The organism is Rhizobium rhizoryzae (genome assembly GCF_011046895.1).
Lineage (GTDB): Bacteria > Pseudomonadota > Alphaproteobacteria > Rhizobiales > Rhizobiaceae > Neorhizobium > Neorhizobium rhizoryzae.
This window is the reverse complement of the sequence record NZ_CP049250.1, coordinates 399546-422092: the sequence shown is the minus strand read 5'-3', so window position 1 is coordinate 422092 and position 22547 is coordinate 399546. Positions and strand designations below refer to the sequence as shown.

18 protein-coding genes are annotated in these 22547 nt (G+C 58.3%); 12 read left to right on the top strand and 6 right to left on the bottom strand.

Annotation, left to right across the window (positions count from 1 at the left end):
• The first annotated feature begins 62 nt into the window (after positions 1 to 62).
• The 8 genes from G6N80_RS08180 (at position 63) to G6N80_RS08145 (ending at position 8869) form a co-directional block, all read left to right on the top strand.
• Positions 63 to 1424 (top strand): ABC transporter substrate-binding protein, encoded by a 1362-nt coding sequence (locus G6N80_RS08180; RefSeq protein ID WP_062555384.1) that lies wholly within the window; start codon positions 63 to 65, stop codon positions 1422 to 1424.
• Between the two features lie 205 nt (positions 1425 to 1629).
• The gene (locus G6N80_RS08175; protein WP_062555385.1) at positions 1630 to 2643 is read left to right on the top strand and encodes a carbohydrate ABC transporter permease; all 1014 of its coding nucleotides are present in this window, start codon (positions 1630 to 1632) and stop codon (positions 2641 to 2643) included.
• Position 2644: 1 nt separating this feature from the next.
• Entirely contained in the window at positions 2645 to 3808 is a 1164-nt protein-coding gene (locus G6N80_RS08170; protein ID WP_062555386.1) for a carbohydrate ABC transporter permease, read from the top strand.
• Positions 3809 to 3836: 28 nt separating this feature from the next.
• Entirely contained in the window at positions 3837 to 5492 is a 1656-nt protein-coding gene (bglA, locus tag G6N80_RS08165) for a beta-galactosidase BglA (RefSeq protein ID WP_165132982.1), read from the top strand.
• Positions 5493 to 5591: 99 nt separating this feature from the next.
• Complete coding sequence (locus G6N80_RS08160; RefSeq protein WP_062555388.1) at positions 5592 to 6680, top strand: ABC transporter ATP-binding protein; 1089 nt, start codon at positions 5592 to 5594, stop codon at positions 6678 to 6680.
• A gap of 174 nt (positions 6681 to 6854) precedes the next feature.
• The gene (locus G6N80_RS08155; protein ID WP_062555498.1) at positions 6855 to 7211 is read left to right on the top strand and encodes a hypothetical protein; all 357 of its coding nucleotides are present in this window, start codon (positions 6855 to 6857) and stop codon (positions 7209 to 7211) included.
• 48 nt (positions 7212 to 7259) lie between these two features.
• Positions 7260 to 8081 (top strand): AraC family transcriptional regulator, encoded by an 822-nt coding sequence (locus G6N80_RS08150; RefSeq protein WP_343048863.1) that lies wholly within the window; start codon positions 7260 to 7262, stop codon positions 8079 to 8081.
• 176 nt (positions 8082 to 8257) lie between these two features.
• A complete protein-coding gene (locus G6N80_RS08145; protein WP_062555389.1) occupies positions 8258 to 8869 on the top strand; it encodes a LysE family translocator in 612 nt (203 codons plus the stop codon).
• Positions 8870 to 8895: 26 nt separating this feature from the next.
• Here the strand turns inward: G6N80_RS08145 and edd are convergent, their stop codons facing one another.
• The 5 genes from edd to G6N80_RS08120 form a co-directional block, all read right to left on the bottom strand.
• On the bottom strand, positions 8896 to 10716 hold the full coding sequence (gene edd, locus G6N80_RS08140; RefSeq protein WP_062555390.1) for a phosphogluconate dehydratase: 1821 nt from the start codon (positions 10714 to 10716) through the stop codon (positions 8896 to 8898).
• 103 nt (positions 10717 to 10819) lie between these two features.
• Positions 10820 to 11518: a 6-phosphogluconolactonase gene (pgl, locus tag G6N80_RS08135; protein WP_165132976.1), complete on the bottom strand. Its 699-nt coding sequence runs from the start codon at positions 11516 to 11518 to the stop codon at positions 10820 to 10822.
• 4 nt (positions 11519 to 11522) lie between these two features.
• Positions 11523 to 12995: a glucose-6-phosphate dehydrogenase gene (zwf, locus tag G6N80_RS08130; protein ID WP_062555392.1), complete on the bottom strand. Its 1473-nt coding sequence runs from the start codon at positions 12993 to 12995 to the stop codon at positions 11523 to 11525.
• A 90-nt stretch (positions 12996 to 13085) separates the two neighbouring features.
• Positions 13086 to 14372 carry an NAD(P)/FAD-dependent oxidoreductase gene (locus tag G6N80_RS08125; protein WP_165132973.1) on the bottom strand — a complete coding sequence of 429 codons (1287 nt, stop codon included), beginning with the start codon at positions 14370 to 14372 and terminating at the stop codon, positions 13086 to 13088.
• 13 nt (positions 14373 to 14385) lie between these two features.
• Positions 14386 to 15825: a glutamine synthetase family protein gene (locus G6N80_RS08120; protein WP_062555394.1), complete on the bottom strand. Its 1440-nt coding sequence runs from the start codon at positions 15823 to 15825 to the stop codon at positions 14386 to 14388.
• Positions 15826 to 15955: 130 nt separating this feature from the next.
• Between G6N80_RS08120 and G6N80_RS08115 the strand changes: the two genes are divergently transcribed.
• From G6N80_RS08115 to G6N80_RS08105, 4 genes are all read left to right on the top strand, one after another.
• On the top strand, positions 15956 to 17158 hold the full coding sequence (locus tag G6N80_RS08115; RefSeq protein WP_165136978.1) for a BaiN/RdsA family NAD(P)/FAD-dependent oxidoreductase: 1203 nt from the start codon (positions 15956 to 15958) through the stop codon (positions 17156 to 17158).
• Between the two features lie 194 nt (positions 17159 to 17352).
• A complete protein-coding gene (locus G6N80_RS08110) occupies positions 17353 to 19890 on the top strand; it encodes a methyl-accepting chemotaxis protein (RefSeq protein WP_165132970.1) in 2538 nt (845 codons plus the stop codon).
• 216 nt (positions 19891 to 20106) lie between these two features.
• Positions 20107 to 20229: a hypothetical protein gene (locus tag G6N80_RS23495; protein ID WP_280139192.1), complete on the top strand. Its 123-nt coding sequence runs from the start codon at positions 20107 to 20109 to the stop codon at positions 20227 to 20229.
• 153 nt (positions 20230 to 20382) lie between these two features.
• Positions 20383 to 22215 carry a methyl-accepting chemotaxis protein gene (locus G6N80_RS08105; protein ID WP_165132967.1) on the top strand — a complete coding sequence of 611 codons (1833 nt, stop codon included), beginning with the start codon at positions 20383 to 20385 and terminating at the stop codon, positions 22213 to 22215.
• Between the two features lie 78 nt (positions 22216 to 22293).
• On the opposite strand, the gene G6N80_RS08100 is transcribed toward G6N80_RS08105, so the two are convergent.
• Positions 22294 to 22530 carry an SMc00767 family acetate metabolism repressor gene (locus G6N80_RS08100; protein WP_062555397.1) on the bottom strand — a complete coding sequence of 79 codons (237 nt, stop codon included), beginning with the start codon at positions 22528 to 22530 and terminating at the stop codon, positions 22294 to 22296.
• Positions 22531 to 22547: the final 17 nt, after the last annotated feature.

The following is a 22547-nucleotide window of genomic DNA, read 5'->3' as shown; positions in this document are numbered from 1 at the left end:
CTTTGGAGACGCTTCAGATTTTGGTCCTTTGGGCCGATCCGTTCATGATGGGAGGACGATTTATGAAACATTTCTTGCTGGCTGGCGTCGCAGCCTTGTGCCTTGGCGTGGCTTCAGCATCCGCTGCCGATCTCAAATTCGCACCGGGTCAGGATGCGAAGTTCAACTGGAAGAGCTACGAGGACTTCAAGAAAGCCAACGCCAATCTCAAGGGCCAGAGCCTGACGATTTTCGGGCCATGGCGTGGCGATGACGAGAAGCTTTTCCGCAGCGTTCTGGCTTACTTCAACGATGCGACCGGCGCGAATGTTCAGTATTCCTCGTCCGAAAACTACGAGCAGCAGATCGTTATCGATACGCAGGCCGGTTCGCCGCCGAACATCGCCATCCTGCCGCAGCCCGGCCTCCTGCAGGATCTGGCCTCCAAGGGCTTCCTCGTCAATCTGGGTGCCGAGACCGGCAAATGGGTGGAAACCAATTATGGCGCGGGCAAGTCCTGGGTGCAGCTTGGCACCTATAAGGGCAAGGATGGCAAGGATGGATTCTTTGCCTTCCCTTACAAGGCGGATCTGAAGTCGCTTGTCTGGTATGTTCCGGAAAACTTTGAGGAAGCCGGTTACAAGGTGCCGAAGACCATGGAAGAACTGGTCGCGCTTTCCGACAAGATCGTGAAGGATGGCGGCACGCCCTGGTGCATCGGTCTGGGTTCAGGCGGTGCGACCGGCTGGCCGGCAACTGACTGGGTCGAAGACCTCATGCTGCGTATGAACACGCCGGAAACCTACGACAAGTGGGTCAGCAACGAAGTCAAGTTCAACGATCCGAAGGTCGTCAGCGTCATTGAGGAATTCGGCAAATTCGCCAAGAACGAGAAATATGTGAACGGTGGCGTTGCCGCTGTCGCCTCGACGGATTTCCGCGATAGCCCGAAGGGTCTCTTCGGCATTCCGCCCAAGTGCTACCTGCACCATCAGGCCTCGTTCATTCCGACATTCTTCCCGGAAGGCACGAAGCTCGGCACGGATGCAGACTTCTTCTATATGCCGACATTCGCTTCAAAGCCGGAACTCGGAACGCCTGCTCTTGGTGCTGGTACGCTCGTGACCATCACGAAGGATTCGCCTGCCGCCCGCGCCTTCGTGGAGTTCCTCAAGACGCCGATCGCGCATGAGGTCTGGATGGCGCAGTCCGGCTTCCTGACGCCATACAAGGGCGTGAATACGAACACCTATGCCAATGATGCCCTGAAGAAGCAGGGCGAAATTCTCTCCACCGCCACCACCTTCCGCTTCGACGGGTCCGACCTGATGCCCGGCAAGATCGGCGCTGGCGCATTCTGGACCGGCATGGTGGATTATGTCGGCGGCAAATCTGCCAAGCAGGTTGGTGATGAGATCCAGAAGGCCTGGGACGGCCTGAAGTAAGTTCGCGATGTATGGGCCGCCGGGCGTCTCTCGTCCGGCGGTACAGGAGGTCTCCGCAGCAATTCGACGGGAATTGCTGCGCCCGGATGAGACGCCGCTTGAATCTTGAGGTTTGAAGCTTGAGGCTCACGCGGCGCCTTGCCCAAGAAGCCGGCATGATCAGCCGGACAAGAAACGGCCCGAAGCGGGCTTGTGAGGAGGGGACATGGTTTCGCAAATTGTGTCGGCCATCGGTGTGATGGTCGTTGGCGTGTTCATCTGCGCGCTATACTACTGGATGTCCGACAAGATCCTGAATGCCATCTTCCCGGTGCCGGTGGGAAACGTCACCCTTGCTTCCCGCAACCTCAACCGCCGTGCCGTCGTGCGTCCCTGGCTCTTCCTTGGTCCAGCCCTTTTGTTGCTCGGCATCTATCTGGTCTATCCGGTGGTCGCGACGTTCATCCTGTCCTTCTATGACAGGGCGGGCGTGGAATATGTCGGTCTTGCCAACTATCGGTGGGCCTTCTTCGATTCAGGTTTTCGTCAGTCCATCTTCAACAACATTCTGTGGCTCGCCGTCGTTCCAGCAGCCTGCACCTTCTTTGGCCTCGTGATCGCAGTTCTGACGGATCGCATCTGGTGGGGCAACATCGCCAAAAGCATCGTCTTCATGCCAATGGCCATCTCCTTTGTCGGCGCATCTGTCATCTGGAAGTTCATCTATGAATATCGCGGTGGCAACGACACGCAGATCGGCCTGCTGAATGCCATCGTCACCTGGTTCGGTGGCGACCCGCAGGTGTGGATCTCGATGCCCTTCTGGAACAACTTCTTCCTGATGATCATCCTGATCTGGATCCAGACCGGCTTTGCCATGGTCATCCTGTCGGCAGCGCTGCGTGGCATACCCGAAGAAACCATCGAGGCCGCTGTCATCGACGGCGCGAACGGCTGGCAGATCTTCTGGAAGATCATGGTCCCACAGATCTGGGGAACGATCGCCGTCGTCTGGACCACGATCACCATTCTCGTTCTCAAGGTCTTCGACATTGTGCTGACCATGACCAACGGCCAGTGGGACACCATGGTTCTGGCAAACCTGATGTTCGACTGGATGTTCCGCGGCGGCGGCGATAGCGGACGAAGCGCCGTCATCGCGCTCATCATCATGGCAGCCGTCACGCCGATCATGATCTGGAACATCCGTCAGGCCAACCGCGACGCAGGAGGACATTGATATGACGAGCCTCACCACCCGTCTGAAGCGCGTCGGTCTCCCACGCCTCATCGTTCACCTTTCCGTGCTGTTCATCGTCATCCTGTGGCTGATACCGACGCTCGGCATTCTGGTTACCTCCGTTCGGGACAAGGGCCAGATTACCACATCCGGCTGGTGGACGGCGTTCGGCAGCTCCTCGCAAACCAGCGCCGGTCGGCTGGGTGATCCTTCCACCGCCAAGCAGGAAGGTGCGAACTATGTGATCCGTGGTTCCGTGTTCGAAAACGGGCAAAGCGGAACCGTCAAAGCCTTTGGTATCCGCGTTCAGGAACCGGCTGCTTTTCCGGCGGGCAAGCCTGCCGATCTGGGTGAGGGCGAGTCGCTGACCGTGCAGGAGGATGGCGCTTATGTCTATTCCAGGAACGCGCCGTTCGAAGGCTCGCGTGGCAAGCGCATCTACCTGACGGTCACGACGCCGCCGGTGTTTACGCTCGATAACTATCGAACGGTTCTTTTCTCGGAAGGCATCGGGCAGGCCTTCATCAATTCGCTGACGGTAACGATCCCGGCGACCATCATCCCCATACTAATCGCTGCCTTTGCCGCCTATGCGCTGTCATGGATGCATTTTCCGGGTCGCGCGCTGATCATTGCGCTGGTTGTCGGTCTCATTGTCGTGCCGCTGCAAATGTCGCTGATCCCGCTCTTGAGGCTCTATAACGAAGTCGGCAATTTTCTTGGAACGTCATCCAAGACTTACGCAGGCATCTGGCTGGCCCATACTGCCTTCGGCATGCCGCTCGCCATCTATCTGCTTCGCAACTACATCGCCGGTCTTCCCAAGGAGATCATCGAAAGCGCACGTGTCGATGGCGCCTCTGATTTCGAGATCTTCCTGAAGATTGTTCTGCCGCTCTCCTTCCCGGCCTTGGCGTCCTTCTCGATCTTCCAGTTCCTCTGGGTGTGGAACGATCTTCTTGTCGCCATCGTCTTCCTCGGCACGGGCCGTGATCAACTCGTCTTGACTGGAAGTCTGAACGCACTTCTGGGATCACGCGGCGGGAACTGGGAAATCCTGACAGCTTCGGCTTTCGTCACCATTCTGGTGCCGCTGGCCGTCTTCTTCGGGCTTCAACGCTATCTGGTACGCGGTCTCCTTGCCGGTTCGGTCAAGGGCGGCTGAGTATCTCTCCATTCAAGGTTCAATCTGCATGACTGTTTATCCTCAGACGACCGAAGCGCCGGACGCCGACTGGTGGCGCGGCGCGGTCATCTACCAGATCTATCCACGCTCCTATCAGGATTCGAACGGCGATGGCGTCGGCGATCTGAAGGGCATCACCGCACGCCTGCCGCACATCGCGGCGCTCGGCGCGGATGCCATCTGGATTTCGCCCTTCTTCCCGTCACCGATGAAGGATTTCGGCTACGACGTTTCCAACTATGTCGACGTCGATCCGATGTTCGGCACGCTCTCCGACTTCGATTCGCTGATATCAGAAGCGCATCGCCTGAAGATCAAGGTGATGATCGATCTCGTCATCTCGCACAGTTCGGATCAGCACGCCTGGTTTATCGAGAGCCGTTCCAACCGCGTCAATCCCAAGTCTGACTGGTATGTTTGGGCCGACGCAAAGCCGGATGGCACGCCGCCCAATAACTGGCTGTCGATTTTTGGTGGGTCGGCTTGGGCCTGGGACCCCACCCGCATGCAGTATTATCTGCATAACTTCCTGACCTCCCAGCCGGATCTCAACCTGCACAATCCGGAAGTGCAGGATGCGCTGCTGGAGGTGGTTCGCTTCTGGCTGAAGCGCGGCGTCGATGGCTTTCGCCTCGATACGATCAACTTCTATTTCCACGACAAGGAACTGCGCAGCAACCCGTCGCTTGCACCGGAGCGGCGCAATGCCTCGACCGCGCCTGCCGTCAATCCCTATAACTTCCAGGAGCATATCTACGACAAGAACCGCCCGGAAAACATCGAGTTCCTCAAGCGCTTCCGCGCCGTCCTGAACGAGTTCCCTGCCATTGCTGCAGTGGGCGAAGTCGGCGACAGCCAGCGTGGTCTTGAGATCGTCGGGGAGTACACCTCCGGCGGCGACAAGATGCAGATGTGCTATGCCTTCGAATTCCTGGCACCCGACCCGCTGACCCCGGAGCGCGTGGTGGAAGTGCAGCATGCCTTTGCCGCAGCGGCACCGGAAGGCTGGGCCTGCTGGGCCTTCTCCAACCACGATGTGGTGCGCCATGTCTCCCGCTGGGGTTCGGATGTCATCGATCGTGAAGGCTTTGCGAAACTGCTGGCCTCGATCCTGCTGACCCAGCGCGGTTCCGTCTGCATCTATCAGGGCGAGGAACTGGGACTGACCGAGGCAGATATTGCTTTCGCCGATCTTCAGGACCCCTATGGCATTCAGTTCTGGCCCGAATTCAAGGGCCGCGATGGCTGCCGCACGCCCATGGTATGGGATGACCATGCAACGCATGCGGGCTTCTCCGGCGCTGAAAAGACCTGGCTACCGATCCCGGTCGAGCACCAGTTGCGGGCGGTCAATGTGCAGCAGGGCGATGAGAACTCGGTGATGGAGCATTACCGTCGCTTCCTCGCCTTCCGTAAACAGCATCCGGCGTTCGCCAAGGGTGACATCGAGTTCTTACCAGTGGATGGGGCTGTCCTGCGTTACGTCCGCAAGCTTGGAAACGAAGTGGTGCTGTGCCTCTTCAACATGAGCGGGGACGAAAGTACGACGGAGCTGCCGTCCGGCGATTGGAGCCTGCTGGAAGGCCACGGCTTTGCCTGCGAAGTCACAGAGCGCAGCGTGACGCTGCCAGCTTGGGGTGCCAGCTTCGCAAGGCATGCCTGATGGAAAACTCCGGGGGCGATCCTTTCTCCCCCGGAGCGTCTTGAGAATAAGCATCGCGACGCCTATCGGCGGCTAAGCGACGGACAAAAGGGGAGAGACATGACGGGATTGGTGCTGAAGGATATTCGCAAGGCCTATGGGCAGGTCAAGGTTCTGCACGGAATCGATCTGGATATCGCCGAGGGCGAATTCGTCGTGTTCGTCGGTCCGTCCGGCTGCGGCAAGTCCACCCTGCTGCGCATGATTGCCGGGCTGGAGGAAATCACCAGCGGCGACATGTACATCGATGGAAACCGCGTCAATGATGTGCCGCCCTCGCGGCGCGGCATCGCCATGGTGTTCCAGTCCTACGCGCTCTATCCGCACATGACCGTCTACGACAACATGGCCTTCGGCATGCGGATTGCGGGCGAAAACAGGCAGGAGATCGATCGCCGCGTTCGCTCCGCGGCGGATATCCTCCAGCTCACGCAATATCTGGAGCGTCTGCCCAAGGCGCTTTCGGGCGGCCAGCGCCAGCGCGTTGCCATCGGTCGCGCCATCTGCCGCAATCCCAAGGTCTTCCTGTTCGATGAGCCTTTGTCGAACCTGGATGCGGCGTTGCGCGTTGCGACCCGTATTGAAATTGCCAAGCTGAAAGAGCAGATGGCCGATACGACCATGATCTACGTCACCCATGATCAGGTGGAGGCCATGACACTGGCCGATCGTATCGTCGTTCTCTCCGCCGGACATATCGAGCAGGTCGGTGCACCGCTGGAGCTTTACGAACGCCCGCAGAACCTCTTTGTTGCCCGCTTCATCGGTTCTCCCGCCATGAACGTCATTCCGGCGACTGTCACCGAGACCGGGCAACAGACGCGGGTCGATCTCAAGGGCGGCAAATCGGTTCTTGTGCCCGTTGCGACCGATGCGTCCGAGCGCGGAAAGGCGGCAAGCTTCGGTATTCGCCCGGAAGATCTGACCGTTACGACGGGCGAGGACTATCTGTTCGAAGGCAAGGTTTCCATCGTCGAAGCCCTCGGCGAAGTCACGCTTCTCTACATCGAAGGCCTGACGGATGAGGAGCCGATCATCGCCAAGCTGCCGGGCATCCACAAGGTAGAGCGGGGCCAGTCACTGCGTTTCGCAGCGGATTCGCAAAAGATGCATCTTTTCGACGCTGCAGGCCAAACCTATAGACGATGAGTTAAGGCTGTTGGCATTCTGGTTGTCAGGAATGTGCTGATAAAGAGCAACTGTGTGCCAACCAAACCGTCTGTTAAGCTCTCGAGGCTAGGCTTTTCGCATTGAATGCAGTGAAATGCCGGGGCTGCCATGACAACGAGCCAGAAGAACTATCTGAAGCGCGAAGAATCTTTCATGTACGACCGCGAAAGCCGGTTCAAGATGGAAGATACCATGAATGCGGGCCGCATCGAGTATACCGAAAAGCATGTCATGCACATGGCTGCCCGCCGTTGCGACGTGGTGCGGATTTCGATGAGCGGCGCGACCCTGACATTCCTCACCAAGACGGATCTGCCGCGTGAATTCGTGCTGGATATCCCCGATGCACGCATCATGAAAATCGGCTGCGTGCTGATGCGTCAGAATTCCAACAACTCTGCCGAAGTCCGCTTCCTGCGCCTGTTGACGCAGAAGGAGCTCGACCGCATCTTCATCTTTTCAACCCATCCGGCGCATAAGGACAAGACGCTGGATGTGCGAAGCTGGTAAGCGCGGATAGGAGCTGCCTTCTCGCGTGCCGCCTCGCGGAGTATGATGATGAAGAGCCGGTTCCTTGCTTACTCCTGCGCAGTCAAAGGCGTCGATGCCGTCGCAGCTGATTCCGATAGGTCGTTCCCAAAGCACACGCACGACCAGTTTGGATTAGGCTATATCGTCCGAGGTGCTCAACAGTCGGCCAGCGGCGTCGGCTCCGTCGAGGCGCAAGCCGGGAATGTCATCTCCGTAAACCCCGGTGAAGTGCATGACGGTTCGCCGATCGGCGGTGGCGGACGTGCCTGGCGCATGGTCTATCTTGATCCTCACCTCGTCTGGGCGGCTGGGCTCGATGTAAGTGAACACCTACAAGGCCAGATCGAATTTCAGCGCCCAGTGATAGGTGACCCCCGTCTGCTGGAAAAGACGGCGGCATTGTTCGATGCGGTCACGAGCCCCCATACTTTCGACGTGGCTATGCCCATGGAGGAACTTTTGTTGTCCATCTTGCCGCATATGGCAGAGGTGACTGTGCCGAAAGTGAAGGGGCGATTGAACATCACGCGGGCGCTCCAGCGGATCAACGACGATCCCGCCTCTTCATTGTCACTGGAAGATTTGGCCCACCTGACTGGAGGAAGCCGGTTTCAGGTTCTGCGGGCTTTTACCATGACAACCGGACTTTCGCCGCACGCATATCTCATGCAGAAGCGCCTGCAACTTTCTCGTCGGCTTATGCGGGCTGGTCGCCCATTGGCAGAAGTGGCGCTCGAAGCAGGCTTTGCCGATCAGAGCCATATGAGCCGTTTGTTCTTGAGAACGTTCGGTTTCGCGCCCTCAAGCTACGCAAAGGCTCACAGATCGGACGCACGATCTTCGGCGTGATTGCCGCTCTGCCAATGTCGCGGATGTGTTTGTCCGCCTCGCTGAACTGCAATTTCGTTCAAGACCGGACCGCATCGCCTATCCCATAACAGGCTCGAAAAAGGGAGCCTGTTCATGCGCAAACGTGCAATTCGACGACAACCGATAATATCTCCGATGAAGACGGAGGTAGGACTATGAGCTGGGATTTTTTCCTCACGTCGTTATTCATCGTCGCCACACCTGGCACAGGCGTCGTCATCACACTGGCCGCCGCATTGACCGAGGGACGCAGGGCGGCTGTCGTTGCAGCATTTGGCTGCACCCTTGGCATCGTGCCGCATGTCGTTGCGGCAATTAGCGGGTTAGCTGCGGTTTTACACAGCAGTGCTCTGGCATTTACATGCATTCAGTATGCCGGTGTGGCCTATCTGCTCTACATGGCAGTCATGATGCTGAGGGAAAAGGGAACTCTGACAGTGACCATCGAGCCGGTTCGTCGGTCAGATCGGCAGACAATCACCCATGCGGTGATGGCCAATCTTCTCAACCCCAAACTCTCGCTGTTTTTTCTGGCTTTTTTGCCGCAATTCGTCAGTGGGAAAAAGGAAGCGGCGATCCAGGAAATGCTGCAAATGTCCTTCGTCTTCATGGCCATGACGCTGGCGATCTTCATTCTTTACGGATTATGCGCAGCGTCGGTCCGCGATCGCGTCATAGGCAATCCGTTCATCATGAGCGCGCTACGGCGCAGTTTCGCCGCAGCTTTCGTGGCACTCGGTCTCAAACTCGCTCTGAATGCCGGGTGAAGGGATAGCTTCGCCCTGCGTCATCGTCACCCGAAAAATACGCTGGCACCCTGGTCGGCGGGGCCGACATGGCGGCGGAACGGGGCGAAGAGTTCGCGGCCCATGCCGAACTCGTTGTCATCCAGATTGGCGGTTGCCAAGGCGCGCGTTGCGAACTCTGCCGCATCCACCAGCACTTCCAGCGTGCCGTTGACGGCATCGAGCCGAATGAGGTCGCCGGTCTGAATGCGGGCAATCGGGCCGCCGTCGGACGCTTCCGGCGTGACGTGGATGGCAGCGGGCACCTTGCCCGATGCGCCGGACATGCGTCCATCGGTCACCAGCGCCACCTTGAAACCGCGGTCTTGCAACACGCCGAGCGGCGGGGTGAGGCGGTGCAGTTCCGGCATGCCGTTGGCCTTCGGACCCTGGAAACGGACGACGGCAATGAAGTCCTTGTTCAATTCGCCCTTCTTGAAGGCGTCCTGCAATTCCTGCTGATCGTGGAAGACGATGGCCGGTGCCTCGATCACATGGCGCTCGGGCTTTACCGCAGAGATCTTGATCACGCCCTTGCCGAGGTTGCCGGTCAGCATCTTCAGGCCGCCCGTCGGCTGGAACGGTGTTTCGATTTTCGTCAGAACCTTCGCATCGCCGCTTTCCTCGGGGCTTTGCTCGCGCACGACAGCGCCGTTCTCGTCCAGCCTTGCCTCGACCGTATAGGCTTCAAGCCCTTGGCCGAACACAGTGCGCACATCGTCATGCAACAGGCCGGTCTTCAGAAGCTGCTTGATGAGGAAGCCCATGCCACCAGCCGCATGGAAGTGGTTCACGTCTGCCAGACCATTGGGGTAGACGCGGGCAAGCAGAGGCACGGTATCGGATAGCTCGGAAATATCCTGCCAGGTCAGAACGATCCCCGCCGCACGCGCCATGGCGACCAGATGCATGGTGTGGTTCGTCGAGCCACCCGTGGCATGCAGACCAACGACACCGTTGACGATGGACCGTTCGTCGATCATCTCGCCTGCAGGGGTGAACTCATTGCCAAGACCGGTAATCGAAAGGGCGCGCTTGACGGCCTCGCGCGTGAGCGCTTCGCGCAATGGCGTGCCGGGATTGACGAACGAAGCACCCGGCATATGGAAGCCCATGATTTCCATCAGCATCTGGTTGGAGTTTGCCGTTCCGTAGAAGGTGCAGGTGCCGGGGCCATGGTAGGACTTGGATTCCGCTTCCAGCAGTTCGGCGCGACCGACCTTGCCTTCGGCATAGAGCTGGCGAATGCGCGACTTTTCATCGTTGGGCAGACCGGATGTCATCGGTCCCGCTGGAATGAACACGGCTGGCAGATGCCCGAAGGTCAGCGCCGCAATCACCAGACCCGGCACGATCTTGTCGCAGATGCCGAGATAGACGGCTGCATCGAACATGTTGTGCGACAGGCCGATACCCGCTGCCATGGCAATCGCATCGCGGGAGAAGAGAGAAAGCTCCATGCCTGGCTGGCCTTGTGTCACGCCATCGCACATGGCGGGAACCGCACCGGCAACCTGTGCTACGCCACCGGCGTCGCGCGCTGCCTCGCGAATGATCGGCGGAAAGATCTCATAGGGCTGATGGGCAGACAGCATATCGTTATAGGCGGTGATGATGCCGAGGTTCGGCACGACATCGCCTGCAAGAGCAGTCTTTTCCGAGGGGGAACAGACAGCGAAGCCATGGGCAAGATTGCCGCAGGACAGCGTGGAGCGATGAACGCCGCGGGAAATGGCGCGCTGGACCCGGTCGAGATAGGCTTCGCGATGCGGCTTGGAACGCTCGACGATACGGCGGGTGATTGCTTCAATGCTCGAATGGGCAGCCATGCTCAATCCTCCTTCAGATGCAACAGCACGGTTGGGAGACCATGCTGGCGCAATGTGTGCTTATGTAGTTTGCGTGCTGCTTGAAAGGCAGCGTCGGGTTCGCTCAGGGCGCCCAGTAAATCTCGACGGTCGATGGCGCGCGGTTCAACATGGCGCGGATCGGCATCTCGAACACGTCCGTTCCGGCCTCGGCCTTTTCCAGAACCTCTTTCTTCGCATCGCCTTCGATGTGCAGAACCAGAAAGCGCGCATCGGCAAGGCTCGGAAAGGTAAAGGTCAACCGCTCTTCGCCAGCGCCTTCCGCTTCCATCGTCATCACGCCACGCGGCGCATCGGCATCGATTGCGCGCGCCAGATGATTGCCGCCCGGGAAGAAGGACGCCGTATGTCCATCTGCTCCCATGCCGAGAATGACGACGTCGAACGGATTGCCGATATCGGCGGTCTTCTCCGTCGCAATTGCCGCCGCCTGCAGGGCGGAGGCGACATTCTGGTAGAGTGGCTGGAAGTTTGCAGCCGCAGCCCGGTTCTTCAACAGGTGTGTTGCAACCAGCAAATGGTTGGAGCGCGGGTTGTCTGCCGGAACGAATCGTTCGTCCACGAGGGTGATCGTCACGAGGCTCCAGTCGAGATCATGCGCCGACAGGTCTTCAAACAACCGCTTCGGTGTTGATCCGCCAGACACCGCCATGGATGCGCTGCCACGGGCAGAAATCGCATCGCTCAGGTGTTTCGCGATATCCGTGGCCAGATTTCTGGCCAGCGCGTCTGCGTCTGCGAAGGAATGAAGACGTGCCGCCATGATATTATCCCTCGTGCCAGGTTCTGCCGTCACGCTCGATCAGAGCGATGGATTGGCTGGGTCCCCATGTTCCGGCGGTGTAACCCTGCGCCAGCTGGCCGGTTGTTTCCCAACCTTTGAGGATCGGATCCACCCAGCGCCATGCAGCTTCCACTTCGTCGCGGCGCATGAACAGCGTCTGGTTCGAACGGATCACATCCATCAGGAGCCGCTCATAGGCATCCGGATTGCGAACGTTGAACGCTTCCGCAAAACTCATGTCGAGCGATACGTTGCGCAGACGCATTCCACCCGGGCCCGGATCCTTGATCATCAGCGACTGCTTGACCCCTTCATCTGGCTGCAGCCGGATGATGAGCTGGTTTGCGGTGATGCGGCCAGCAGCGTTTTCAAAGATGTTGTGGGGGATCTGCTTGAAGGTGATCACGATCTCGGACATGCGGCCGGTCAGACGCTTGCCGGTCCGGATGTAGAACGGCACGCCCGCCCAACGCCAGTTGTTGATTTCGGCCTTGATCGCGACGAAGGTTTCCGTGTTGGAAACGCCGCCTTCGAGCTCTTCGAGATAGCCCTTGACCGGACCGCCTGCAGAGGCGCCGGCGCGGTACTGTCCGCGCACCGTCATCTGCTCGACATTGCTGTCGTTGATCGGCTTCAGCGCACGCAGAACCTTGAGCTTTTCGTCGCGAACCGCTTCGGAATCCAGCGAGGACGGCACTTCCATTGCTACAAGGCAGAGAAGCTGCAGGATATGGTTCTGCACCATGTCGCGCAGTGCGCCAGCCGTATCGTAATAGCCTGCGCGCCCTTCAAGGCCGACCGATTCCGCCACGCTGATCTGCACGTGATCGATGTATTGCGCATTCCAGAGCGGCTCATACAGCGCGTTTGCAAAGCGCAGCGCCATCAGGTTCTGAACCGTTTCCTTGCCGAGATAGTGGTCGATACGGAAGATCTGCTCTTCCTTGAACACCTTGCCGATCGTGTCGTTGAGCTCCAGCGCCGAAGCGAGATCGCGACCAATCGGCTTTTCCACGACGATACGGGTCGATTTGGTGATCAGCTTGTGATCACGGATCTTTTCCGAAATGGCACCGAAAATGGCAGGAGATACGGCAAGATAGAAGGCGCGAACGCGATCCTTGCCATCGTCCAGAAGCTTTTTCAGCTTGTCCCAGCCGCCATCGGACTTCGCATCGACAGACACGTAGAACAGTCGATCGAGGAAGGTTTTCACCTGCGCGTCATCGTATTCGCCGGGCTTCAGATGTTCCTTGAGGGCCGTATCTGCAAACTTGCGGAATTCGTCATCGCTCAGGGCACTGCGCGAGGCGCCGATGATGCGGGTGGGTTCCGTGAACTGACCCTCGATCTGGCGGTGGTAGAGCGCTGGAAGCAGCTTGCGCTCGGCAAGGTCTCCGGTGCCGCCAAAGACGACATAGTCAAAGGGTTCCACGGGAATGATCTGGCTGCTCATGCCTAACTCTTTCGAAGTTCGGGGTTGCGTACTCAATAATCTAATCGATTTAAAAAAGCCAGCCCCTTTCGTCGGGATCTGCTTTTCACATCAGAAACGGTCGCGTAGCGCGTACCATGTCAGCGCCAGAAACAACAGCGGACTTCGCAGGCGCGAACCGCCAGGGAAGGGCGGGACCTTCAATTCCTTGAGTATATCCAGTTCGTTGCTGTTTCCGGCAATGGCATCGGCATACATCTTGCCGGAATAATTGGACAACATCACGCCGTGACCGGAAAATCCGCCGATCGAGGTAACGCCGGGCATGACCTCTCGCACAAAGGGTTTGCGCGGCATGGTGATGCCGACAGATCCACCCCAGCCATGCGTGATGCGGATGTCCTTCAGTTCCGGATAGATTTCCGCGATCTGCCTGCGAATGTGCTTCGAAATGTCACGCGGACTGTCTGCAGTGTAGGCCTCGCGTCCGCCAAACAGCAGCCTGTTGTCCCGGCTCTTGCGGAAATAACGCACCACGAAACGCGAATCGGCCACCGCCTCCGATCCGGGGAGAATGTTGGGGAAGGCATCGAGCGGTTCGGTGGCCCCGATGAAGGAGCGGATCGGCATGACATGCGCCGCTGTCTGGGGTTCCAGATTGCCGATATAGGCGTTGGTCGCAATCAGCACCCGTTCTGCGGTGATGGTGCCGCGCGGGGTATCGATCGTCGTCTTTCCACTCGCGGGGCGAACGGCTTTCGCCGGTGTCATCTCATGGATTTTGGCACCTGCCGCTGCGGCAACGCGCGCCAGTCCCACAAGCAGCTTGAGGGGATGAATGTGCCCCGTTCCCATGTCGCGAATGCCATGGTGATATAGGTTGGAACCAAGGCGTTGCGAGGTTTCCGCCCTGTCCATGAAGCGCACATGCGGATAGTTGTAGCGTGTCGCCAGAACTTCCGCCGATTGTCTGTAATCCCGCTCATAGGCCTGTTTATGCGACACGTTCATCTGGCCGGGCATGTAATCTATATCGATGCCATGGATCTCGGCAAACTCCAGCAGATGCCGTTTGGCATTCTCGGCAAGATCAAACAGAAGTTTGGCCCGCTCATAGCCCAGTTCCTCCTCCTGCTCGTCCGGCCAGGCGCGCTGACCGGTTCCAAGCTGGCCGCCGTTGCGGCCAGAGGCTCCGTCTCCGAAACGTGAAGCCTCGATCAGCACGACCGAAACCCCGCGCTTGGCCAGATTGTAGGCCGCTTGCAGACCGGTGTAGCCGCCGCCGATGATGGCGACATCCACTGTGGTGGAGCCAGCGAGGGCCGGATAGTCCGGCCGTTCTCCAAGGCTGTCCTGATACCAGGAGATGCCGGGTGCGATCGGGCTTTGCCAGTTCATGTGCTGTCCCGCATCAAACGTTCAGGAGCAGGAATTCGCGCTCCCATGGGCTGATCACCTGCATGAAGGTTTCGAACTCGCCACGCTTCACGCCCGCATAGAGGCCGATGAACTCCTTGCCGAACACCTCTTCCAGCGCTGGCTCATCCTCGAGAAGAGCCACTGCCTCCAGCAGGCCGCGCGGCAGCTCGATCGATCCCTCGTTTGCGGAATCATAGGTCGGCTCTGTCGGCTCGATGCCTTTCATGATGCCGAGCCAGCCGCAGGCCAGCGAGGCGGCAAGCGCCAGATAGGGGTTTGCATCCGAACTTGGCAGACGGTTTTCCACCCGCCGCGCAGCCGGTTCCGAAATCGGAACGCGAAATGCCGTCGTGCGGTTGTCATAGCCCCAGGCATTGTTGACAGGGCATGCCATGTCCGGCGTCAGTCGCCGGTAGGAGTTCACGTAGGGCGCAAACATCACCAGCGAACTCGGCACATATTTCTGCATGCCGCCGATGAAATGGAAGAAGGCGCGGGAAGGGGAGCCATCCTCGTTGGAAAAGATGTTCCTGCCGGTTTTGGTGTCCACGACCGACTGGTGGATGTGCATGGCAGAGCCGGGCTGGCCCTGCATGGGCTTGGCCATGAAGGTCGCATAAATGCCGTGCTTCAGGGCCGCTTCACGGATCGTGCGCTTGAACAGGAACACCTGGTCCGCCAGCTGGATGGGATCGCCGTGCCGCAGGTTGATCTCCAGCTGTGCCGGTCCCTCTTCGTGGATCAGCGTGTCGATCTCCAGTCCCTGCTTTTCGGAGAAATGGTAGATATCGTCGATCAACTCGTCGAATTCGTTGATCCCGGCAATCGAGTAGCCCTGACCGCCAACGATCGAACGGCCGGATCTGCCTTTCGGTGGATGCAGCGGGTAGTCCGGATCTTCGTTGATTGCCACGAGATAGAATTCGATCTCTGGCGCAACGACGGCCTTCCAGCCTTTTTCCTCGTAAAGGCGCAAAACATTCTTCAGCACATTGCGCGGCGTGTAGGGCACCTGTTCGCCCGTCGTTCCGACGACATCGCAAATCACCTGCGCAGTCGGGTCCGTTTCCCATGGAACGACGGAAAGCGTGGAAAGATCGGGCACCAGCTTCAGGTCGCTGTCGCGCGGTTCGTATCGAAAGTTTTCCGTCTCGTCCGGGTATTCGCCGGAAATCGTATGCCGATAAAGCGCAGACGGAAGCGCGAGCGAGGTATTCGAGGTGAACTTCGATGTCGGCATCATCTTGCCGCGTGGCACGCCTGCAAGATCCGGCGTGATGCATTCCACATCCTCGATACCACGAGCCTTCAGCCAGGCCGCAGCCTCGCGCCAGCTTGAAACACCGCGCAGCGAGGTCAAGGGTGGCTGCGTGGCGGCAGATTTGAGAACGCTTTTCGAAGCAGGTGCAGACGGCTTCTTTCTGGGCGGCATGATTCACCGGTCGTTGTTGACGATAGCATCGCATCATAGTCGCAACCGCATGATTGGCGAGGGGGCCGCATTGACTTTATCGGCATTCCGACAAACACAGAAGCCGGAAATGACCAAGGGACTGCGGGCGATGAAGCCGATGTATGATGTGATTGTGCTGGGTGCGGGCGCTGCGGGCATGATGTGTGCGGCGCAGGCAGGTCAAAAAGGCTGCTCGGTTCTGGTGCTGGATCATGCACGCTCACCGGGCGAAAAGATCCGTATCTCCGGTGGCGGTCGCTGCAACTTCACCAATCTTCATGCAAGCCCTGCCAACTACATTTCGGGCAACCGGCATTTCGCCAAATCCGCACTCGCGCGCTACTCCGCTAAGGATTTCGTTGCCCTGGTCGATTCCTATCGTATCCCTTGGCACGAAAAGACGCTCGGCCAATTGTTCTGCGATGACAGCGCCAAGGAAATCGTGCGGATGTTGCTCGAAGAAATGCGCAAAGGACAGGTCGAGCTGCAGTTGCAGCAGACGATCTCTGCGGTCGACAAGACGATCGACGGTTTTCGGGTTCGCCTTGAGCATACGGATGTTGAGGCCAGGGCCTTGGTCGTTGCCACAGGCGGCAAGTCCATTCCCAAGATGGGCGCGACCGGCTTCGCCTACAAGCTTGCTGAGCAGTTTGGCATTGCCGTGACGGAGACCCGGCCGGCCCTGGTGCCATTGACGCTCGACCCAATGCAGCTTGAGAAGCTCTCATCGCTGTCTGGCGTTGCGGTCGATGCACGGGCATCCTGCGGGAAGACTGATTTCAAAGAGGCACTTTTGTTTACCCATCGTGGCCTGAGTGGACCCGCGATCTTGCAGATTTCTTCCTACTGGCGCGAGGGTGAAACGATCGGTCTTCATCTTCGTCCGGACTTGAACATCCTGCAGCGATTGAAGGATGCCAGGCAGGCCAACGGCAAGCAGGCGATCCAGACCGTGCTTGGCGATATTCTGCCAAAGCGTCTTGCCCAGTATCTGTCCGACGAGAACGGATTCTCGGGGACCATGGCCGACCAGAGCGACCGCAAGCTTCAGGCGGTTTGCGACAGTCTCCAGAATTGGCAGATCTGTCCGGCAGGCTCGGAGGGATATCGGACTGCCGAGGTGACGCTGGGTGGAGTGGATACGAACGAACTTGACCAACGTTCCATGCAGTCGAAGAAAGTGCCGGGTCTCTATTTCATCGGCGAGGCCGTCGATGTGACCGGCTGGTTGGGTGGCTACAATTTTCAGTGGGCCTGGTCATCTGGATACGTATGCGCCGAGACGCTGAGGAACATCACACCAACCGCGTGAATAAGCATTTTTTTGAAGTCGCAGGTTGGTGAAATGCCGGTCAATTAGAATGCAACTAATTGATAGGATTAAAATTTAAATCCGATTCTTGCTTTGTTTATTTTTCGTTCATTGCTGGGTGCGAGAACTTGGGAGAACAGTCCGCATGAGGCTGGAAGCGCTGGATCAGCGATAATAATTCCAAGGGGAAAAGCATGATGATCGATCGCATGCTCGCACGTTTCAAAATTCAGACGAAAGTCATCGCATTTATTGTGCCTTTTGTCGTCAGCATCTCCGCAGTCGGCCTTTCCGGCCTTTATGCGTCGAGCCTTCTGCAGTCGCGGATGGACATGTCAAATTCGGTGCTTCAATCGCTGAGCGGTTTCAAGGATGTCTATTCCGGCATGGGTTCCTTCCTCCAGAATACGACGGAAGAGGCGAGGTCCAATCTGAAGAAGCAGATTGAGACGCAGTCCAGCCTGCTTCAATCGGTTCGTTCTGGTGCCAATTCAGATGAGAGCCTCACCGAAATCGAAAGTGCCGTGAAGGGAACGGAGGCGATCGGTTCGCGTGTCGATCAGCTCTGGACGCAGTATCAGCAGGAAAAGACGGTCCGCCAAAACCTGGACGATGGTCTTGCGACCTTGGTGCGCAGCCAGACGGACCTGCTCAATTATGCCACGAGCGCGCGCGAAAACCTCGCCGCCGATGAAACCAAGGCAAAATCTCTCCTGCGTGATGCGGAAAAGCTCACTCGCGGCGCCAACGTGATCGCCAAGCTGGTGGCTGATTTCAACGGCAAGACCGCGCCACAGGAGAAAATGGATGTCCTGAAGGAGCAGGTCGGTGATTTCGCCCAGGCCGTGGCAGCCATCGGTGAATCTCTTCCTGCGGAGCAACAGGCGCTGGCCGGACAGCTGACGGACAATCTGAAGCAGATCCGGGATCTGATGGCCATTCCGACCGCCAGTGAAACGACGGTGGACAACATCGACCGTATCGTCAATCTGATGCGCCCGTTCTCCATCCGCCTGCAGGGTATCTCTACACTGAAGGCCCGTCAGGCTATGGAGGTGTTTGGCCAGCTCGACGAGCCGATTGCCCGTGCAACCCAGTTCCTGGCCACGACGCGGCAGATCTTTGATGCCATTCGCGCAATCGAGCTGAAATCGGCGCATTATGGTGCCAAGCCGACGGCGGCAGGACTGCGGGAACTGCAGGATGCCTTGATGATGCTGGAAATCCCGGTCGGTGTTCTCGAGACGGACAAGAATTCCTCAGAACAGGTTCGCCAGCGGGCTGCTGCAATGCTCCCCATTTCCGCGAAAATGGACAAGGATGCTGCCGCGCTGTTGGAGCTTTCCACCAAGCGTGCTGCTGAATTCAAGGCTGCTGCTGCAGATATCGATCGTATCTGGGCAACATTGACCCGCTTTGCCGCTGCCCAGCGCGATGCCGCCGGTGTCGAGCGCGACAAGGCCAACCAGATCTCGGTCACCGCCATGATGCTGGGTATTCTCGTTGCAATCTTCGCCGGTATCGGCCTTGTCTTCACCTTCAAGGGACCGATCCTCGCCATTTCTGCCGCTATGCGTCGTCTTGCCTCCGGCGACCTTGATACGTCCATCGATGGCGAACAGCGCCGTGACGAGATCGGCGACATGGCGCGTGCTCTTGGTATCTTCAAGGAAAATGCCCAGGAAAAGGTGCGCATCGAAACGGCCAGTGAACAGGAGCGTGCGGCTGCAGATGAAGAGCGTCGCCGTAACGAGCTGGAGAAGCAGGAAGCCGATCGACAGATCCAGTTTGCCGTCGGTGCGCTTGCACAGGGCCTTGAGAGGTTGGCCGCTGGTGATGTCTCCTCGACGATCGACACGCCTTTCGTCGGTCGCCTGGAACAGCTTCGCGTCGACTTCAATGCGTCGCTGACCAGGCTGCAGCATACGATCGGTCTCATTCAGGAGAATGTGGGCGCCATACAGAGCAATGTTCGACAGATGTCGCAATCAACCGATGATCTGTCCCGCAGAACCGAAACCCAGGCGGCGTCCTTGGAGCAGACTGCGGCAGCCGTCAGCGAGGTAACCTCGAATGTTCGTTCGGCAGCCGAGCGAGCGCGCGAGGCCCATGCCATCGTGGATGACACGCGTCGCAATACGGATGGATCGCTGATCATTGTTCGCAACGCCGTATCAGCGATGCAGCGGATTGAAGGAGCATCGCAGAAGATCGGTCAGATCACCGAGGTTATCGATGCCATCGCATTCCAGACCAATCTCCTGGCGCTGAATGCTGGCGTGGAGGCTGCGCGTGCAGGCGAGGCTGGCAAGGGCTTTGCTGTCGTCGCGCAGGAAGTGCGCGAACTGGCACAACGCTCTGCGGGCGCTGCAAAGGAGATCAAGGAACTGATCACCGCCTCGACCATAGAGGTCGACAAAGGCTCCGATCTCGTTCAGCAGACCGGACAGGCTCTCGAAACGATCGGTGACCAGGTCACACGCATCGCGCAGCAGGTGGAAAGCATTGCCCATGTTTCGCGCGATCAATCCTCTGCGCTGCAGGAGGTCAACGGTGCCGTGAACCAGATGGACCAGTTGACACAGCAGAATGCCGCGATGGTCGAGGAAACCAGTGCTGCAAGCCGTCAACTGGCTGACGAGGCCGATCAACTGGTCGAACTGCTGCAGCAGTTCAAGGTGGCCACCCATGCGGGCACCCACCATGCCCATCAGCGGCATCGCGCGGCATAGCGCTGTCTTGTACCGAAGATCAGCAGGACAGGAACCTCCCGGCAGTCAGTTGGGAGGTTCTTTACTATGTGGGCACAGGCAGCACCGTGGCAACCGCGGGTCTTCAGCAGTTGTTAAGTGTCGTCTTCCACACTGATCTCCTGCGTTCGATGGAACGTAGTGACAACCAGAACGCAAAGACATTCGAGCCGAGCGTATCAGTTAGAGGATCATGCCATGCAGAAGCAAAGTGCACGTGCCATCGCTCTCACCATCGCACAGGAGCAGGCAAATTTCCGCCTTCGGCTTTTGGCTGTGTCCGGATTTGCCACCTTGGCGCTTCTCTGCCTCTCACTGTGACATTCATAAAAATCAAGGGCAGTGCGGCGCATTGGCGTCCCGCTGCCCTTCTATCCAGGCATTCTGTCATTAATACGTGTTAAGTTAGAAATTTAGAACTCTTTTACTGACCCTTGGTAAATTGACAAAGATCAGTCGTTTATGGGGGTCCACATGTCTAAATTTCTTCCAGCCTCAGTGACGGCGCGGATACTCGGTCTCTGTCTTCTTCTCGTTGTCACCGCTGTTGCTTGCGTTACCGGTATGACTTACTGGAATGTGCGCGCGGAAATTACAGGCCGGTCGAAGGATGATGCACAATCTGCCATGCGTGCCATGGCAACGCTCTACACCGCCGCTATTCCGACATCCACGATGCAGGTTAAGGATGGCATTGTAACCGCCGTTTCACAGTCCGGCAAAGTTGCCGTTGCCGACCATGTCCTTGTTGACCGGGTTGCCCAATCCATCAATGGCGTTGCAACCATCTTCGAAAAACAGGGCGCGGATTTCGTCCGCATCTCGACCAACGTCAAGAAAGAAAATGGTGATCGCGCCATCGGTACGAAGCTGGCTGCGGACCACCCGGCGCAGCCATACCTGGCACGCGGCGAGGCCTACTTTGGCCCGGCCACTCTTTTCGGCCGTGACTTCATCACAGGCTATTTCCCGGTCAAGGATGCTACCGGGGCAACAACGGGAATGCTGTTCATCGGCATCCCACTTGAAGTCTACTTCGCCGAGCTCAAGGCATCCGCGACGCTTATGCTGGTAACGGCCTTGATTGCAATCAGCTGTGTTGGCCTCATCGGTTTCGTCATGACACGCAGGCTGGTTCGTCCCTTGCCGGTACTGACCGACACCGTTCGGGCCATTGCCGAGGGCCAGGATGTCACAGTACCTTTCACAGACCGTGCGAACGAGTTTGGCAATATCGCCCGCGCGCTCGAAATCTTCCGCAGAAATGCAGAAGAGAAGCAGATGGTTGAAGCCCGGTCCGAGCAGGAGCGTGCCAAGGCGGATGCAGAGCGCTTGCATCACGATGAAGAGAAGGCGCATCTCGATGGCCAGATCAATCAAGCCGTGGCTGAACTCGGCTCTGCCTTGGCCCGTCTTGCGCAAGGTGATCTGACCCGCACGATCGAGACGAAATTCGCCGGTCGGCTCGAACAGTTGAGGCAGGATTTCAACGCATCGATCACGCGGTTGAGAGAGACGATCTCGCAGATCCACGGAAGCGCGATAACCATTGAGAACGGCACCGCCGCTCTCAGTCAGTCTTCCGGCGATCTGGCTCGGCGTACGGAATCGCAGGCCGCCTCCCTTGAAGAGACCGCCGCGGCCGTCGACGAGATCACGGTCACCGTCTCCAATTCTGCAGAACGTGCTCGTGAGGCAAACCTTGCCGTTGCTTCGACCCGCAAGACTGCGGACAGTTCCGCAACGGTAGTCAACAGCGCCGTAGAAGCCATGTCCCGCATCGAGGAAGCGTCTGGCAAGATCGAATCCATCATCGAAGTCATCGATGAGATTGCCTTCCAGACCAACCTTCTTGCCCTGAACGCGGGTATCGAGGCAGCTCGCGCAGGCGAGGCAGGCAAGGGCTTTGCCGTTGTGGCGCAGGAAGTGCGCGAACTGGCGCAGCGTTCCGCCAGCGCAGCGCAGGAGATCAAGGCGCTGATCAACCAGTCGAGCGCCGAAGTGCAGAATGGTTCGGAACTCGTGCAGCAGGCCGGCAAGGTCCTTGCCAGCATCAGCGAGCAGATTGCAGGGGCAAGCCGTCATGTCGAGTCGATCGCAACCTCCAGCCAGGATCAGTCTTCCGCGCTGAAGGAGATCAACACGACCGTCAACAAGATGGATCAGTTGACCCAGCAAAACGGGGCAATGGTGGCCGAAACTAATCAGGCGAGTTCGAGACTTGCGGCAGAAGCTGCCCTGCTTCGCGAACTGGTCCAGCAATTCCGTCTGGAGAACACGACGTCTGGTACGCGGCGCGCAGCCTGATCCCGGCTCGACACATCAAAAAAGGGCGGTCCGCAATGGCCGCCCTTTCTGTTTTCAATCATGACAATGAGATATTGCCTACCTCGGTTGCGCAACGACAACCGGTATCATGAGGTCGCCCCAGTTTCCGTTGCCGCCGTGGTGGCGGGCTGAGCGGACGAGCTCAACCGAAACGCCTGCCTCGACTGCTTTCATGACGGCGTGGTTCAGCCGATGTAGCTCGTTGGCAAGCATGCGGATGGCAGATTGCTGGTCAGTGCTCATCGATGTCGCCTGTTCTTCGGCGCGTTCCTTGACTCGGGTCTGGGGTGTCATGGCATTTCTCCTCTTGT